Origin of the sequence: Nocardia asteroides (assembly GCA_019930625.1) — a bacterium.
Classification (GTDB): Bacteria; Actinomycetota; Actinomycetes; order Mycobacteriales; family Mycobacteriaceae; genus Nocardia; species Nocardia sputi.
Map to the genome: position 1 here is coordinate 3124609 of CP082844.1, position 14581 is coordinate 3139189.

Annotated in this window: 18 protein-coding genes; 6 read left to right on the forward strand and 12 right to left on the reverse strand. The window is 68.8% G+C overall.

All coding sequences use genetic code 11. The features are described from left to right. Positions 1-83 precede the first annotated feature (83 nt). Both folP and K8O92_14220 read left to right on the forward strand, forming a co-directional pair. A complete protein-coding gene (folP, locus tag K8O92_14215) occupies positions 84-968 on the forward strand; it encodes a dihydropteroate synthase (GenBank protein UAK34876.1) in 885 nt (294 codons plus the stop codon). After that, positions 965-1903 carry a glucosyl-3-phosphoglycerate synthase gene (locus tag K8O92_14220; GenBank protein ID UAK34877.1) on the forward strand — a complete coding sequence of 313 codons (939 nt, stop codon included), beginning with the start codon at positions 965-967 and terminating at the stop codon, positions 1901-1903. Before folP ends, K8O92_14220 begins: the two co-directional genes overlap by 4 nt. A gap of 23 nt (positions 1904-1926) precedes the next feature. On the opposite strand, the gene K8O92_14225 is transcribed toward K8O92_14220, so the two are convergent. The 9 genes from K8O92_14225 to sigE all read right to left on the reverse strand — a co-directional run bounded on the left by K8O92_14225 (position 1927) and on the right by sigE (position 9055). Next, on the reverse strand, positions 1927-2262 hold the full coding sequence (locus tag K8O92_14225; GenBank protein ID UAK34878.1) for a hypothetical protein: 336 nt from the start codon (positions 2260-2262) through the stop codon (positions 1927-1929). A gap of 217 nt (positions 2263-2479) precedes the next feature. Further along, a complete protein-coding gene (locus K8O92_14230; protein UAK34879.1) occupies positions 2480-3556 on the reverse strand; it encodes an XdhC family protein in 1077 nt (358 codons plus the stop codon). Between the two features lie 98 nt (positions 3557-3654). Further along, complete coding sequence (locus tag K8O92_14235; protein UAK34880.1) at positions 3655-4008, reverse strand: hypothetical protein; 354 nt, start codon at positions 4006-4008, stop codon at positions 3655-3657. A gap of 23 nt (positions 4009-4031) precedes the next feature. Beyond that, positions 4032-4559 carry a hypothetical protein gene (locus K8O92_14240; GenBank protein ID UAK34881.1) on the reverse strand — a complete coding sequence of 176 codons (528 nt, stop codon included), beginning with the start codon at positions 4557-4559 and terminating at the stop codon, positions 4032-4034. Between the two features lie 524 nt (positions 4560-5083). Continuing rightward, on the reverse strand, positions 5084-5941 hold the full coding sequence (locus K8O92_14245; protein ID UAK34882.1) for a hypothetical protein: 858 nt from the start codon (positions 5939-5941) through the stop codon (positions 5084-5086). 52 nt (positions 5942-5993) lie between these two features. Next, a complete protein-coding gene (gene tatB, locus K8O92_14250; protein UAK34883.1) occupies positions 5994-6410 on the reverse strand; it encodes a Sec-independent protein translocase protein TatB in 417 nt (138 codons plus the stop codon). Positions 6411-6443: 33 nt separating this feature from the next. Continuing rightward, positions 6444-7976, reverse strand: a complete 1533-nt coding sequence (locus K8O92_14255) for a trypsin-like peptidase domain-containing protein (protein UAK34884.1) — start codon at positions 7974-7976, stop codon at positions 6444-6446. A gap of 10 nt (positions 7977-7986) precedes the next feature. Further along, positions 7987-8376, reverse strand: coding sequence for a hypothetical protein (locus tag K8O92_14260; protein UAK34885.1), 390 nt, complete (start codon positions 8374-8376; stop codon positions 7987-7989). 61 nt (positions 8377-8437) lie between these two features. After that, positions 8438-9055 (reverse strand): RNA polymerase sigma factor SigE, encoded by a 618-nt coding sequence (gene sigE / locus K8O92_14265; protein ID UAK35696.1) that lies wholly within the window; start codon positions 9053-9055, stop codon positions 8438-8440. A 323-nt stretch (positions 9056-9378) separates the two neighbouring features. On the opposite strand from sigE, the gene K8O92_14270 reads away from it, so the two are divergent. The 3 genes from K8O92_14270 (at position 9379) to K8O92_14280 (ending at position 10809) form a co-directional block, all read left to right on the forward strand. Continuing rightward, positions 9379-10017: an O-methyltransferase gene (locus K8O92_14270; protein UAK35697.1), complete on the forward strand. Its 639-nt coding sequence runs from the start codon at positions 9379-9381 to the stop codon at positions 10015-10017. An 88-nt stretch (positions 10018-10105) separates the two neighbouring features. Beyond that, positions 10106-10339, forward strand: coding sequence for a hypothetical protein (locus tag K8O92_14275; protein ID UAK34886.1), 234 nt, complete (start codon positions 10106-10108; stop codon positions 10337-10339). A 239-nt stretch (positions 10340-10578) separates the two neighbouring features. Next, positions 10579-10809, forward strand: coding sequence for a hypothetical protein (locus K8O92_14280; GenBank protein UAK34887.1), 231 nt, complete (start codon positions 10579-10581; stop codon positions 10807-10809). Positions 10810-10868: 59 nt separating this feature from the next. On the opposite strand, the gene glgC is transcribed toward K8O92_14280, so the two are convergent. Continuing rightward, complete coding sequence (gene glgC, locus K8O92_14285) at positions 10869-12125, reverse strand: glucose-1-phosphate adenylyltransferase (protein ID UAK34888.1); 1257 nt, start codon at positions 12123-12125, stop codon at positions 10869-10871. Positions 12126-12250: 125 nt separating this feature from the next. Here glgC and glgA point away from each other — a divergent pair, with 125 nt between their 5' ends. Beyond that, entirely contained in the window at positions 12251-13417 is a 1167-nt protein-coding gene (gene glgA, locus K8O92_14290; GenBank protein ID UAK35698.1) for a glycogen synthase, read from the forward strand. 9 nt (positions 13418-13426) lie between these two features. On the opposite strand, the gene K8O92_14295 is transcribed toward glgA, so the two are convergent. Together K8O92_14295 and K8O92_14300 are read right to left on the reverse strand one after the other, a co-directional pair. Continuing rightward, a complete protein-coding gene (locus tag K8O92_14295) occupies positions 13427-14239 on the reverse strand; it encodes a methyltransferase type 11 (GenBank protein ID UAK35699.1) in 813 nt (270 codons plus the stop codon). 63 nt (positions 14240-14302) lie between these two features. Further along, positions 14303-14470 carry a DUF3117 domain-containing protein gene (locus K8O92_14300; GenBank protein UAK34889.1) on the reverse strand — a complete coding sequence of 56 codons (168 nt, stop codon included), beginning with the start codon at positions 14468-14470 and terminating at the stop codon, positions 14303-14305. Between the last annotated feature and the right edge of the window lie 111 nt (positions 14471-14581).

Consider the following 14581-nt stretch of genomic DNA (forward strand, 5'->3'; position numbering starts at 1 on the left):
AGCGGCACCCGGCGCACGACCTGAACGCGAATCCCGTCTCCTGACTTGTACGGCCTGAATTCGCGGAGAGGCGGGAGAGCGACATGTACCCCTCGCCCGCCGCGCCGCTTCCCACGCTGTGCGGCCGGCCGGTGGCGACGGATCGAGCGCTGGTGATGGCGATCGTGAATCGCACGCCGGACTCGTTCTACGACCGAGGCGCCACGTTCACCGATGCGGCGGCTATGGACGCCGTGGCGCGCGCCGTGGACGAGGGCGCCGACCTCGTCGACATCGGCGGGGTGAAAGCCGGGCCCGGTGATGTGGTGGACGCGGCCGAGGAAGCGCGTCGCGTGATCCCGTTCGTGGCGGCCATTCGAGGCAAGTACCCGGAGCTACTGATCAGCGTCGACACCTGGCGCGCCGAGGTGGCGCTGGCCGCGGTGGGCGAGGGGGCGGATCTGATCAACGACACGTGGGCGGGCGCCGACCCCGATCTCGTTCCGGTGGCCGCCGCGCACGGCGCGGGTGTGGTGTGCAGCCACACCGGTGGCGCGGTGCCGCGTACCAGACCGCATCGGGTCCGTTACGCCGACGTGGTGGGCGAAGTCACCGAAACCGTGGTGCGATCCGCCGAGAACGCGCTCGCGGCCGGAGTCCGCCGGGATTCGATCCTGATCGATCCGACCCACGATTTCGGCAAGAACACTTATCACGGTCTCGAACTGTTGCGAGGAGTCGACGTTCTTGTAAAAACCGGATGGCCAGTCTTGATGGCGCTGAGCAACAAGGATTTCATCGGAGAGACTTTAGGTGTCGGTCTTTCCGAACGGCTGGAGGGCACATTGGCGGCAACAGCATGGTCGGCAGCGGCCGGCGCCCGAGTCTTCCGTGTCCACGAAGTCGCCGCGACCCGGCGGGTCGTGGACATGATCGCCGCGATCCAGGGCATCCGGCCCCCCGCACGAACCTTGCGAGGTCTGGCATGACATTTCAACACCGTGAGCCCGCCTGGGCGACGACCCATACCTGGGACACTCCGAACTGGCGGGTGGACGATCTCGTCTCCGCGAAAGCCGGGCGCACCGTGTCGGTGGTGCTGCCCGCACTGAACGAAGAACGGACCGTGGCCGATGTCGTGGCCAGCATCCGGCCGTTGCTCGGCACGCTGGTCGACGAGCTGATCGTGCTGGATTCCGGTTCGACCGACGCCACCGCGGAGCGGGCGCGCGCGGCGGGCGCCGAGGTGATCACTCGCGAGCAGGCGGTGCCGGAACTGGATCCGGTCCCCGGCAAGGGGGAGGTTCTGTGGCGTTCCCTGGCGGTGACCAGCGGCGACCTGATCGCTTTCGTAGATTCCGACCTGATCGACCCGGATCCGGCGTTCGTGCCGAAGCTGCTGGGTCCGCTGCTCACGGTCGATGACATGCATCTGGCCAAGGCCTACTACCGCAGGCCGCTGCGACAGGGCGGCGCGGTGGACGCGCACGGCGGCGGCCGCGTCACCGAGCTGGTCGCCCGTCCTCTGCTGGCGGCGCTGCGACCCGAACTCTCGCAGGTGTTGCAGCCGCTCGGCGGCGAATACGCAGGCACCCGCGAACTGCTCACCTCGGTGCCGTTCGCGCCGGGCTACGGCGTGGAGATCGGGTTGCTGCTGGACACCTACGACCGGCTCGGCATGTCCGCGATCGGCCAGGTCAACCTGGGAGTGCGTACTCATCGCAACCGTCCGCTGGCCGACCTCGGGGTGATGAGCCGCCAGATTCTGGGCACCGTGCTCGGTCGCAGCGGCGTCCAGGACTCCGGCGCGGCGCTGACCCAGTTCCCGTTGATCGGCGACGAGTTCACCGCGCACCGCACCGAGGTGCGGCTGGTGGACCGCCCGCCGATGAACACCCTGCGGCCCGCGTGGGCGGCGGCCTGAACCGCGTTGCCGCTCCGATTCGGTCAGGCCCCTTCCGCATGCGGGTCCCGCATGTACCCCGCCTCGATCAGCGTGCGGAAGGCCGCGAGCTTGTAGACGCATTCGGAGGGCTCACAGATCCGGTGGCGCTGCATGAGTTCATGCGCCTCCGCTACGGTCAACGGCTCGGTGAGCAGCTGCTGCGGCCTGCCGATCGGACAGGTCGGTAGCGCGGGGGCGGGGACCTGCTCGGCGATGCCGTGCTGGGCGATGCCGACCCGGCGCCGCCGGGACGCCGGTCCGTGCAGCAATCCGATGGTGGCGACCAGACTGGCGGCGCCGGCTAGCGAGCAGAGGACGGCGAACTGGGTGGCGGTCACGGCGCTTTCTCCTCTCGGTGGGGCGGGCCGGGTTGAGCGTGGCGGGGCCGAAGCGCACGCACCGTCACCTACTCGTAGTTAACTTTCAGCAAACTTCAGTGTGGGCCGAAAGGGCGCGCTGTGCAAGATGGGAATGAGATGCGCGCCACCGACCGGTATGGGTGGCTCTGCGGCTGGGTATGCCCGGCGATTCGGAGTCCAATCCGTTTTGCGCGGATCAGCGGTGAATGGGACCCTCGGTGCGGTCGAGCGGAAGCGCGGAGGCGCCGCCGCGCTCGGCGAGGATCTGGGCGGCGATGGAGATGGCCGTCTCGTCCGGCGTGCGCGCGTCGAGATCCAGCCCCACCGGACTTCTCAGTCGGCCGAGCTGGTCGTCGGTGACGCCCACGGCCCGCAGGCGCTCGACGCGCTCGGCGTGGGTCCGGCGGGATCCGAGAGCGCCGACGAAGCCGATGCGCGGGCACGACAACGCCGTGGCCAGCATCGGCACGTCGAATTTGGCGTCGTGGGTGAGTACGCAGACCACGGTGCGCCGGTCGATGCGCCCCGCCTCCTGTTCGCCGCGCAGATACCGATGCGGCCAGTCCACGACGACCTCGTGGGCAGCGGGGAACCGGGCGGCGGTGGTGAAAGTCTCGCGGGCGTCCACGACCGTCACCCGGTAGCCGAGCTGGCGGCCGGTGCGGCTGAGCGCGCGCACGAAATCGTTGGCGCCCGCCAGGATCATGCGCGCCGGAGCCGCGAAGACCTGCACGAACGTCCGGGGTCGCGGTGAGCCGCCTGCCGCGCACTCGTCGGTGCCCACCACGCCGCAGCGCCCCGCGGCCAGCAGCGCCCGGGCGTCGTGATCCACGCCGTGCCACGGTTGCGTCTGCTCGGGTGTCAGCAGCTTCCATTCCGGTGTTGCGTCCATGGTGGTCGCCACGGCGACGGGACGGCCGTGGTCGATCCGCTGCCGCAACGCCGAGAGCAGCGGCAGCCGCGCGGGGGTGACCCGCTCGACGAACACTTCGATTTCCCCGCCGCAGGTCAAGCCCACTGCGGGCCCGTCGGCGTCGGCATAGCCGAACCTGTCGGTCACCGCGTGGCCGCTTGCCAGCACCTCTCGCGCCGAGGCGACGACGGCGGCCTCGACGCATCCGCCCGACAGTGAGCCGTGCACGTCACCGGAGCCGGTGACGAGCATCGCGGCGCCCGGTTCGCGCGGCCCGGGGCCGGTCGTGTCCACCACGCGTGCCAGCGCGACCGGCCCGTGCGACAGCAGGCCGATCAATTCCTCGAGTATCGCGCGCACAGCAACCGGTCCTTTCCCGAGTGGGTCCGGCCGCGGCGCATCGGGCCCGGAAACGAACGGCGAATCTCCGCCGTACCGCCAGCCTAGTTAGTGGGAGGCTATTGGGCGCGGCGGCGATGATCCGGTAGCAGCACGTGCTCGGCCCGCGCTTCGGTTCCGTCCCGGCCGGTGGGCGCGGCCTCGTCACGGGTGCCGGTATCCGTGGGGGGTTGCTCGCGCTCCCGGCGGGCGGGATCGACCGTGTCGGCGGTGTGCGGCTGGTCGGCTGCCGTTTCGTCGTCCTGCGAGCCCTCCGGCCCGGGTGTGGCCGACTGCTCGTCCGCGAGCCGGGCCTGGAGGTCGGCGACGGTCAGGTGGGCTTTCGACCCCTTCGGCCGCAGCAGCATGCTGAGGATCAGGCCGAGCAGGCCCACCGCCACGACGGCGCCGCCGATGAGCAATAGCGGGTTCACGATTTTCCTCCTTGCCGGACGCCTCACGCGTCCGTTGAGCGGAGCTGGAGATGGGACGGGACGGCGTCGGTCTCGAAGTACGCCGTGAAGATCTCGGCCGCCTGCTCGGCGGTGAAGAGCTCGTCCGGATACACGCGGGGAGCGGGCACGCCGACGGGGACCGGCACGTCGACATCCGGTGGACCGATCCGCTCGCCGGACAGGCCCAAGGCGAAGCGTTGCGGCGTGCCGCCGACCGCGGTGCGCATCTCGAGGGTCAGCGCGTCCGCCGAGCCGGTGCACTGGAGGTACTCCTGGCCGGGCGCGGAGCTGATCGCCGGGTCGATGTCGGCGGGGCGCATCGGCTCGGCGAGCCGGGTCATGTTCACCGAGTAGCGGTGGAAGCCGTCCAGCCTGCGCAGCGGGCGCAGAAAGCTGTCGATGGTCTCGCCGGGGCCGACGAAGACTTTCAACCGGTCGCTGTAGGTGACTCGGTGGGTGGTCACCGTGGGATCGCCGGTCCGGGCCGGAGTCGCGAGGCCGTGCGGCCGCAGCACGGAGAGAAGGGTCACGGAACTCGCAGATATCGACTTTCGATCACGCATCAGCGTTCACCTATCACATGCGGTTATCGTCTAGCTATTCAATCATCCGTGAATGAACTCGCTCGCGGCAGGTCTGGTGACCTGTACCACACGGCAGGATGGGCGGTTCGGATGACGCCACAGAGTGCTCTCGAACAGCTGAGCAGCGGGTACTTCGTTGCCCGTCCGAAGCTGTCTCGAACGTCCACCGTTTTGCTGCAACCACGAAGCGCCGATGACCTGTAGTGGCCAACTATTTGCTGAATCTTGTTGTGTGAGTGCACCCTCGGCTTCGAACTCGCGGGAACGCTCGAATCCCGCTCGCTGCTAACGGGCGTGGGGTCGCCCAAGTCGAGGTGAACGAGCGACGGGTGGGGCGGCCTGAGTGATTACATACACGGACTCGTGTGGCTACCGGGGCCCAAGGGGATTCGGCGGCGCCATGGGACAGCGCACGCGGAGGACTCGTGCAGCCGAGCGCGGGCCGGCCGCGTCTTCGGGTGCATGGTGGTTCAGCGGCGCAGACCCGTTGCGGGCGATCGGTTCTCCGGGTCGTGGCGGTAGACCGGCGTGAGCAGTTCGGCCTCCAAGGGCTCGCCGGTGGCGCGGTCGAAGCGACAGGCGATCAGCACCGAGAACAGGTGATTGCTCGCCCGCTCGTGCAGGGTGGCCAGCCGGGTGGCGAGCAGCCGGATGGCGCCGAGTGAGCCGGGCGGATGCATACCGTCGATCATCAGCACGCTGCCGCGCCCGTCTGGCCTGGGAAGCCTGCCGAGATAGGCGATGTCGTGCGGTTCGGGTCCGCCCGGCCGATACACCCGGCGGGCCGCCCGGTCCTCGATACCCCGGCGCGCGTCACCCATTCTGGCCACCGCGCGACGCAATCGCGGATCGGCGGCGACCAATTGACGCAGACTCGGGGACAGTTCCGGGCCGCCCAACACGATCAGGCCGTCGCGGCGCAGATCGATCGGGCGGCCCGGTAGGAAATGCTCGACCGCCACGCTGAAGCCGAGTTCGCGTAGGAGCTCGGCCAATCGCTGCGGCGCGGCTGGATCCGGCGCGCCGATCACGCGCCCGGCGCGCACCTCCGGAACGAGCACGGTGAGCGAACCGTGCCCGAAGAACAATCCTTCCGGCGCGGGTCCCTGCGTACTCACCTGGTGGATGCGGGCGCGGGAAAGGCCCGCGGCGGCACCGATTCTGGCGAACGTCCAGCCCTCGGCATGGAGTTCCCGGATCACGGCACGCCGAATCCTGGTCAGTTCGTTGATGGTCTGCTGCGCCGCCGCCACCCCGTCGGTGGCCGCCTTCAGTCGCTCGACCTTGTCCTCGATCGCGAACACGCGCGCCACGTCATCGGCCGACATGTGCGAAGTCTAGACAGCTGAACAGCGCATTGCGTCTAGTCTTCTTGACGGTTCAGGTGGCGTCGGTGTCGATCGGGGGACGTTCGTTGCGCTCCAACGGCTTATCCAACTTGGGCATCGGATAGTCCGGCATCCCGCTGTTCGTGCTGTACAGGTCCTTCGGATCGGGCAATGCGCTGCCGAAATCCTTCAACAGCGAATCGTCGCCGTTGAGAAGGTGTTTGGTCACCATCGCCCGCGGTGTCATACCGCGCAGTTCGTTCAGGTCGGCCAGCGGCTTGCGCAGATCCTCGAACTCCGGCCCGAGTTCCTGCTTCAGCTGAGAGGTTGCGCCACTCGCGTAGTCGCGGACCTGACGCAGGCTGCGCGTGGTCCAGCGCACGGCGCCGGGCAAACGCTCCGGGCCGAGGATCACGAGGGCGGCGACGAGCAGGATGACCATCTCGCTCCAGCCGATGTTGCTGAACACGTAACCAGGCTACCCGGCGATCCGACCAGCGGATCAGTCGGATTCCAGCGTCACGGGCACGTCCACCTGCCTGCCATCGCGGATCAACTGCACGTTCACCGTTTCGCCGATCTCGCGGGACTGCACCGCGACGACCAACTCGTCCGGATTCGTGACCTCGCGGTCGCCGACCTTCACGATCACGTCACCCTCCACGATCCCGGCCTTCGCCGCAGGACCGCCGGGAACGACGTCCGCCACCGCCGCGCCGCTCATGACCTCGTTGGCCACCTGTTTGGTGCGCGCGCTCAGGCCGATCGTCGCGTGGTGCACGACGCCGTCGCGGATCAAGGTCTGTGCGACCTCGGTCATCTTGTCCACCGGGATGGCGAAGCCCAGACCGACCGAGCCGCCGGTCTCGCTGCGGATGGCGGTGTTGATGCCGACGACCCGGCCGTCCATGTCCACCAGCGCGCCGCCGGAGTTACCCGGGTTGATCGAGGCGTCGGTCTGCACGGCGTCGATCACGGCCTTCGTGTCGCTGCCCTCGCCCTCCAGCTTCACCGGACGGTGCAGGGCGCTGACGATGCCGGAGGTGACCGTCTTGCTCAGGCCCAGCGGCGAACCGATGGCCAGCACGTCGTCACCGACCTGGACGTTGCCGGACTTGCCCAGCTGAGCGACGGTGAGATTCTTCACGTCGACCTTCAGGACGGCCAGGTCGGTCTTCGGGTCGCGGCCGACGATCTGGGCGGGAACGCGGGTGCCGTCGGAGAACTGCACCTGGATCGCGGCGCGATTGCTCTTGTCCTGCGCCGCCATGGAGATGACGTGGTTGTTGGTGACGATGTAGCCGCCGCCGTCGATCACCACGCCCGAACCGGTGGCGCCGTTGTCGCCGACGGTCACCCGGATGGAGACGACCGAGGGCAGCACGGCGTTGGCGACCTCGGCGATCACACCGTGGGGGCGGGCGCCGTCGCCGGTCTGCTCCAGGGTCACCTTGCGGGAGGTGAGCGTCGAGGCGGTTTCCGCGGTCAGCCGCCCGACCAGCCCGCCGAGCAGGCCGATGACGAGCGCGACGAGCGCGAGCAGGGCCAGCGCCTTGGGCGCGACCCGGGAGCCGAACAGCACTTCGCGGGCACTGAGCTTCTCGGCCTGCGGCAGCGGCTGCGGCTTGGGTGTTGGCACGGCGGGGGAGCCCAGGCGCGCGACCGCCTCGGGGTCACGCCACGGATCGGCCGGTTCGGTGACGGAGGCGGGGCCGCCGGTCGCGTCGGGGTCGCGTTGCAGGACCTCGGTGGAGCCCTCGGGGCGGCCGAACGCCTCGGCCAGCACCGCGTCGGGCGGGCGGTTCTGCAGTTCGGGGCCGGATTGCGGCGCGGAGCCCGCCTTGCGCAGCGGCACGGCGAACGAACCGGATAGGCCGGCAGGCCTGCGGAAGGCGCGCGCGGTATGCGTGTCGACATGGGGCCGATAGACCGGGCGCGGGCCGAGCACGGGTGCGTCCGGCGGACGGAGATTCCCGCGGTTGGCCGCCGAATCCGAGGTGTCGGCCGATCCGGAATTCGTCGATTCGGTGGTCACTCGGAAAACTCTACTTGCGCCACCAGGTTGTCCACCGGGTCGCGGTGAACGAATCGGTCAGAAAGCCGAAAACGGCCTCGTTCCGTGGGGGCCTGCCGGACGGGGAAGATGTTGTGCTGGACGCGCCACCCGGCAATTCGGCCAGCGGAATCCTGGTCAGGCTGTCGTGCAGGCCGGTCGGAATCGCGACCTGCCCGGCGTGCCGCAACGCGATGCGCGCCTGCTGCTGGGCATCGACCTCCGCCGCGCATTCGGGGCACAGCGACAGATGTTGGGCGGCGCGCAGATATGCGTTCATCCGCAGCTCGCCGTCCACGTAGGCCGCGATCGCCTCACTCGCCAGATGTTCCGTGGGGCGAAAACGCGGCGGACGACCGGACGTACTGAAGTCGCCACTCATTCGGTGCTCACCCTTCCAACCGACATCGACCGATGTTCGGGCGATGCCGGTTTCCGACGAATCACCCTATGTTCGCGTCAACGGCGAACCGCTGCTCACTTCCATTATGCGCAAGGTAGTCGCGCAGGGCCTGACGTCCACGGTGGATCCGACTGCGCACAGTGCCCAGTTTCACGCCGAGCGTAGCGCCGATCTCCTCGTAGGACAGTCCCTCGATGTCACAGAGCACCACGGCCGCGCGGAACTCCGGGGCGAGGGAATCCAGGGCGGTTTGCAGGTCGGGATCCAGCCGGGCGTCGTGGTAGGCCTGCTCCGGCCCGGGGCCATCGGCGGGCACCCGGTCGTAGTCCTCGGGCAGCGCTTCCATCCTGATCCGGTTACGGCGGCGCACCATGTCCAGGAACAGGTTGGTGGTGATGCGGTGCAACCACCCCTCGAACGTGCCGGGTTGGTAATTCGACAGCGAACGGAACACCCGGATGAACGTCTCCTGGGTGAGATCTTCGGCGTCCTGTGCGTCGCCGGAGAGGCGGTAGGCCAAGCGGTAAACCCGGTCGGCGTGCTCGCGGACCAGTTCGTCCCACGTCGGCATCGCCGACCGATCACCGGTGGCATCGAAGGCAGCAGTGCCGGACAGCTCGACCGCGTCCTCGACGGGGTCGGCTTCGACCGGCAGGATCTGCTCGGGCAGGGTGGCGTATTCGCGCGCCGCATCGACCATGTGGATGGGGCTACCTCCTACTAGGGACCGTAAACGTCGGAACTCGCTCGGGGCCGGGTCTACGGACCGTCACGTACGGATACAACAGACAACCGGTATGTCGTTGTTCCCGCGTCCCGTGTCGAAACACGGTCGGTGGTCTTGCGTTGCCCATACTCTTTCTGGTCCTGATATGGCCGGGTTATGGAGATCCTGAGGGTCGCCTGAGAAAACCGGCGGCGGAAATGGCGGGCGGCGCGTGTTGTCCGGAACGCCGAGATCACCCGCCCGGCGTTAGCCTCATACCCGTGGCATCGAATCTGGAGCGGAATCTCGCCTACGTGGAGGAATCCGTCGTGGAAGACGAAATCCTCGTCAGCGCGCGGGAACGGGCCACCGAACTCGGCGCGGTTCCCGTGCCGCCGTCGGTGGGCGCGCTGCTGAGCATGTACGCGCAGTTGCTCGGAGCGCGCGCGGTGGTCGAGGTCGGCACCGGCGCGGGCATCAGCGGGCTGTGGCTGCTCGACGGCATGCGCGAGGACGGCACGCTGACCACCATCGATTCGGAGCCGGAACACCAGCGCGCGGCCAAGGAGGCGTTCCGCGCCGCCGACATCCCGCCCGCGCGCACCCGGCTGATCAACGGACGGGCGCTGGACGTGCTGCCCCGGCTGGCCGACGGCGCCTACGATCTCGTCTTCATCGACGCCGCACCGCTGGAGCATCCGGAGTACGTGGCCCAGGCGGTGCGTCTGTTGCGCCAGGGCGGCGCCATCCTGCTGCACAACGCGCTGCTGGGCGGGCGGGTACCCGATCCGGCGCAACGCGATCCGGCCACCCAGGCGGTGCGCGCCGCGACCCGCGCCATCGCGGAGAACCCGGAACTCACCTGTGTGCTGATTCCGGTGGGCGACGGATTGCTCTGCGCCTCGCGCGGTTGACGATTCGCGCTACGGATACGTGGCGGCCTGATTCCATCGCCGAATTCGGGGTATGCGCTGAGTAACTACTCAGTGAGGAAATTCGGTTATGCGTGAACTAACTCCCATCGAGATGGCCGCCATGGGGGACGTCGTGACGGAACGACGATCGAGTTGGTTGCGGCCCACGATGTTGGCCCTGCTGCTCGTACTCCTGGGGGCTGTGCTGGTGATGGTGGTGGTGAGCAACACCGATTTCGATACCGGGCCCGAAAAGACCACCCCCACACCTGGACCCTGCGAGCCGTTCTGCACCCAGAACGTCGCCCCGCCTGGACAGTGATCTCCGGGGTAGAGCCGCTGTGGGCGACCTGGCTTGCCCGAATATGTCTGGTGTCGAGTAACTTTCCGCCGGACGCGCGCTCGTAGCGCTTCCTGACTCGGCTGTGTCCCTTTCGGATGAACAGTGGAGTTCGCGAAACAACCACCATCGACGCACAGTTCGGCGCATGCTGCAACGGAACGCCGATGCTCGGATACTGGTGAGGTCATGCTCCGAGCGGTCCGGAAGAGGGGTGCGGTGTGGTGATGATGATGTTCCTCTGGGACGAGGACGAGCGCAGGCCCCGGCCGCTCCACTGGGGGCGGACCATGATGGCTTTCGCCGCCGTCATGCTGTTCGCTCTGATGGCGGTCTATCTGGTGAGCACGGCAGATTTCGGCGAGGCTGCCGAATCGAAGGTGCCGCGTACACCAGGCCCCTGTGCGCCATTCTGCATCGGGCCGTCCGCGCCTGAGCCGGGCGGGCCGTAATCCAGCTCGCCGATCGCGATTTCAGGGAAATGGGTACGTCCTCGAAACGCGCTGCTCGACTAGTACAGCCTGGATACCCGCAGCGGCGGATCGGCCTCGCCTTGGACCCAGACGCCCTTGCCTACCGTGACGACACCGCCGTTGCTCACCGCGAAGCGGCTGCGGTCTCGCGCCAGATCCACCCCGATGATCTCGCCTTCGCCGACGACCACGTTCTTGTCGAGAATGGCGTGCCGCACTACCGCGCCGCGCCCGATCCGCACGCCGGGCATGAGCACGCAGCCTTCGACGGTGGCGCCGTCGTCGACCATGACGTTGGCGCTGAGCACCGAATTGCGGACGGTGGCGGCGGACAGGATGCTGCCCGCGCCCACGATGCACTCCTGCGCCAGCCCGCCCTGGGCGAACTTGGCCGGCGGCAGGTTCTCGGCCGCGCCGCGGATCGGCCAGTGCCGGTTGTAGAGGTTGAACACCGGGTGCACCGAGACCAGATCCATGTGGGCGTCGTAGAACGCGTCGATGGTTCCGACATCGCGCCAGTAGCCGCGGTCGCGGTCGGTGGCGCCGGGCACGTCGTTGTCGGCGAAGTCGTAGACGCTCGCCTGCCCCGCCGCGACGAGCGAGGGAATGATGTCGCCGCCCATGTCGTGGTCGGAGTCGGCGTTGTCCGCATCCGCCCGGATCGAGTCCACCAGCACCTTGGTCGTGAAGACGTAGTTGCCCATGGACGCGAACGTGACGTTCGGATCGTCCGGGGTGCCGGGCGGATGCGGGGGCTTCTCCAAGAACTGCGTGATGCGACCGGAGTCGTCGCTGTCGATGCAGCCGAACGCGCTCGCCTCGCTGCGCGGCACCCGGATACCGGCCACGGTCACGCCGGCGCCGGAGTCGATGTGGTGGCGCACCATCTGCTCCGGGTCCATGCGGTAGACGTGGTCGGCGCCGAAAACCACGATGTAATCCGGATCCTCGTCGTAGATCAGGTTCAGCGATTGCATGATCGCGTCCGCGCTGCCGGTGTACCACCGCGGACCGAGCCGCTGCTGCGCGGGCACCGGGGTGATGTACTCGCCCGCGAAACCGGACAGCCGCCAGGTCTGCGAGATGTGCCGGTCCAGCGAGTGCGACTTGTACTGCGTGAGTACGCACAGCCGCAGGAAACCCGCGTTGACCAGATTGCTGAGCACGAAGTCGATGAGGCGGTAGGCGCCGCCGAACGGGACGGCGGGCTTGGCGCGGTCGGCCGTGAGTGGAAAGAGTCGCTTGCCCTCGCCACCGGCGAGCACGATCCCGAGTACGTGCGGCTGGCTCCTCACACCTGCCAAACTACCGGGTCCAGCGCCCGGGAGTGGCCGCCGCGGACTCGAACGTCTACTTTGAACCGGTGAGTTTCGGCACGGATGGCGGGCGTTCGGCGGTGGATTCCGGCGAGCGGAGTCGGCTGAGCGTCGCGATGCTGACCCGCGAATACCCGCCGGAAGTGTACGGCGGGGCGGGGGTGCACGTCACGCAACTGACGGCGCATTTGCGTCATCTGTGCGAGGTGACCGTGCACTGCATGGGCGTGGATCGCGCGGACGCCGTGGTGCATCAACCGGACCCGTCGCTCTACGGCGCCAACGCCGCGCTGCAGATGATGTCCGCCCAGCTTCGGATGGCCGACGCCGTCGGCGAAGTGGACGTGGTGCACTCGCACACCTGGTACAGCGGTTTGGCCGGGCATCTGGCCGCGGCCCTCTCCGGCGTCCCGCATGTGCTGACCGCGCACTCGCTGGAGCCGCGCAGGCCGTGGAAAGCCGAGCAGCTCGGCGGCGGCTACCGGCTCTCCTCGTGGTCGGAACGCAACGCCGTCGAGCACGCCGACGCGGTCATCGCCGTGAGCGAAGGCATGCGCCGCGACGTGCTCGACGCCTATCCGGCGGTCGATCCGGACCGGGTCCACGTGGTTCACAACGGCATCGACGGGTCGATCTGGCATCCGGGTCCGGTAGCCGCCGGCGAGCCGTCGGTGCTCGCCGAGCTCGGCGTGCGGACCGACCTTCCGATCGCCGCCTTCGTCGGTCGCATCACGCGCCAGAAGGGGGTCGGTCACCTGCTGGCCGCCGCCCGCGGTTTCGACCCCGACATCCAGCTCGTGTTGTGCGCAGGCGCGCCGGACACGCCCGAATTGGCGCAGGAGGTCACCGCGGCGGTCCAGGAACTGCGGCAGCGGCGCGGCAACGTGTTCTGGATACGGGAGATGCTGCCGACCGAGCGGATCCGGCAGATCCTCGCCGCCGCGTCGGTGTTCGTGTGCCCGTCGGTGTACGAGCCGCTGGGCATCGTGAACCTGGAGGCGATGGCCTGCGCGACCGCGGTCGTCGCCTCCGACGTGGGCGGCATCCCCGAGGTGGTCGACAGCCGCAACGGACGCCTGGTGCACTACGACGCGGGCGCCGCCGAGGACTACGAGCGGGCGCTGGCGGCCGCCGTGAACGAGGTGGCCGGCGACCGGGCACTGGCCGCGCGATTGGGCGCGGCGGGCCGGGAACGAGCCATCTCCGAATTCGACTGGTCCCGGATAGCGGCCCGCACGGTCGCGGTCTACGACGCGGTCAGGAAAGGCTGAGCCGGGCCGTCAGGCCACCCGGCGGTAGGTGCCGACGACGACCGACGCGGTGACCTCGACGGACTCCGGCAACCGCGCCAGACGCGCCTCCCCGGCGGCGGCGTGGTGTGCGGACGGCCCCATGCCCACCACGTGCGCGACGTCGGTCCTGGCGAGCGTCATCGGATACTCGATAAGCGTCTGTTCGACCGGCTCGAAATGCCCCGCCATCGCGGCGTCGAGCCTGCGGTCCTTGTCGGGGTCCACTCGGACCATGTCCAGCGGTCCGATCAGCTCGCCGAGATGGCGTTCGGTGGGTGTGGCGACGACGAAGCGGCCCTCGTCGGCGAGCACCCTGGCGATCTCGCCGGGATTACGCGGTGCGAAAACCGAGAGCACGCCGGTGAGCGCGCCGTCGCGGATCGGCAACCCACGCCAGGCGTCGGCCAGTATCGCCGCGGCGCGCGGGTGGGCGCGCGCGCACCGCCGGACGGCCGGCTTGGCCACGTCCAGCCCGATGCCGAGGGCAGGGGGAGACGCGTCGAGCGCCTTGGCCAGGTAGTAACCGGTGCCCGCGCCGACTTCGAGCACCGCGCCGCCGCTCCGGCGCGTCGTGACGGCTCGTGTGACCGCGTCGGCGATCGGCGCGAAGTGTCCCTCGCTTTGGAAGGCGGCACGCGCGTCGAGCATGGCGGCGGTGTCCCCGGTCATCTTGGTCGAAGCACCGGTCAGCAGGCTGACGTAGCCCTGCCTGGCGATGTCGAAGCTGTGCCCGCGACCGCAGCGCAGCGCCTTGTCGGTGGGCTCGAGCGCGAGCGACGCGGCGTCCTGGTGCGCCCGTATACATTCGGGGCATGCCAGGACGCCGGCCGCGACGGCGAGAGTCTTATGCTCAGCCGGGACCACTCAGCTCGTGACGCTCTTCAGTTCGTCACCGAGCGCCGCTGCCTCGTCCGGCGTGAGCTCGACGACCAGACGCCCGCCACCCTCGAGTGGAACCCGCATAACGATTCCACGCCCTTCTTTGGTTGCCTCGAGGGGACCATCCCCGGTGCGGGGCTTCATGGCCGCCATCCTCTGCTCCCTCCAGATCTGCGCGGTCTGCTGCGCACTTTCTTGGAACTCCAGTTGTCACCAACCAGTGAGCTCGCCGGCGTTTGGCGAGCTACACCCGTCCCATTCTTC

Excerpts from the sequence above, each read along its gene's own strand:
- folP (UAK34876.1), top strand. The coding sequence starts at position 84 with ATGTACCCCTCGCCCGCCGCGCCGCTTCCCACGCTGTGCGGCCGGCCG.
- K8O92_14275 (UAK34886.1), top strand. The coding sequence starts at position 10,106 with ATGCGTGAACTAACTCCCATCGAGATGGCCGCCATGGGGGACGTCGTG.
- K8O92_14300 (UAK34889.1), bottom strand. The coding sequence starts at position 14,470 with ATGGCGGCCATGAAGCCCCGCACCGGGGATGGTCCCCTCGAGGCAACC.
- K8O92_14220 (UAK34877.1), top strand. The coding sequence starts at position 965 with ATGACATTTCAACACCGTGAGCCCGCCTGGGCGACGACCCATACCTGG.
- K8O92_14260 (UAK34885.1), bottom strand. The coding sequence starts at position 8,376 with ATGAGTGGCGACTTCAGTACGTCCGGTCGTCCGCCGCGTTTTCGCCCC.
- K8O92_14245 (UAK34882.1), bottom strand. The coding sequence starts at position 5,941 with ATGTCGGCCGATGACGTGGCGCGCGTGTTCGCGATCGAGGACAAGGTC.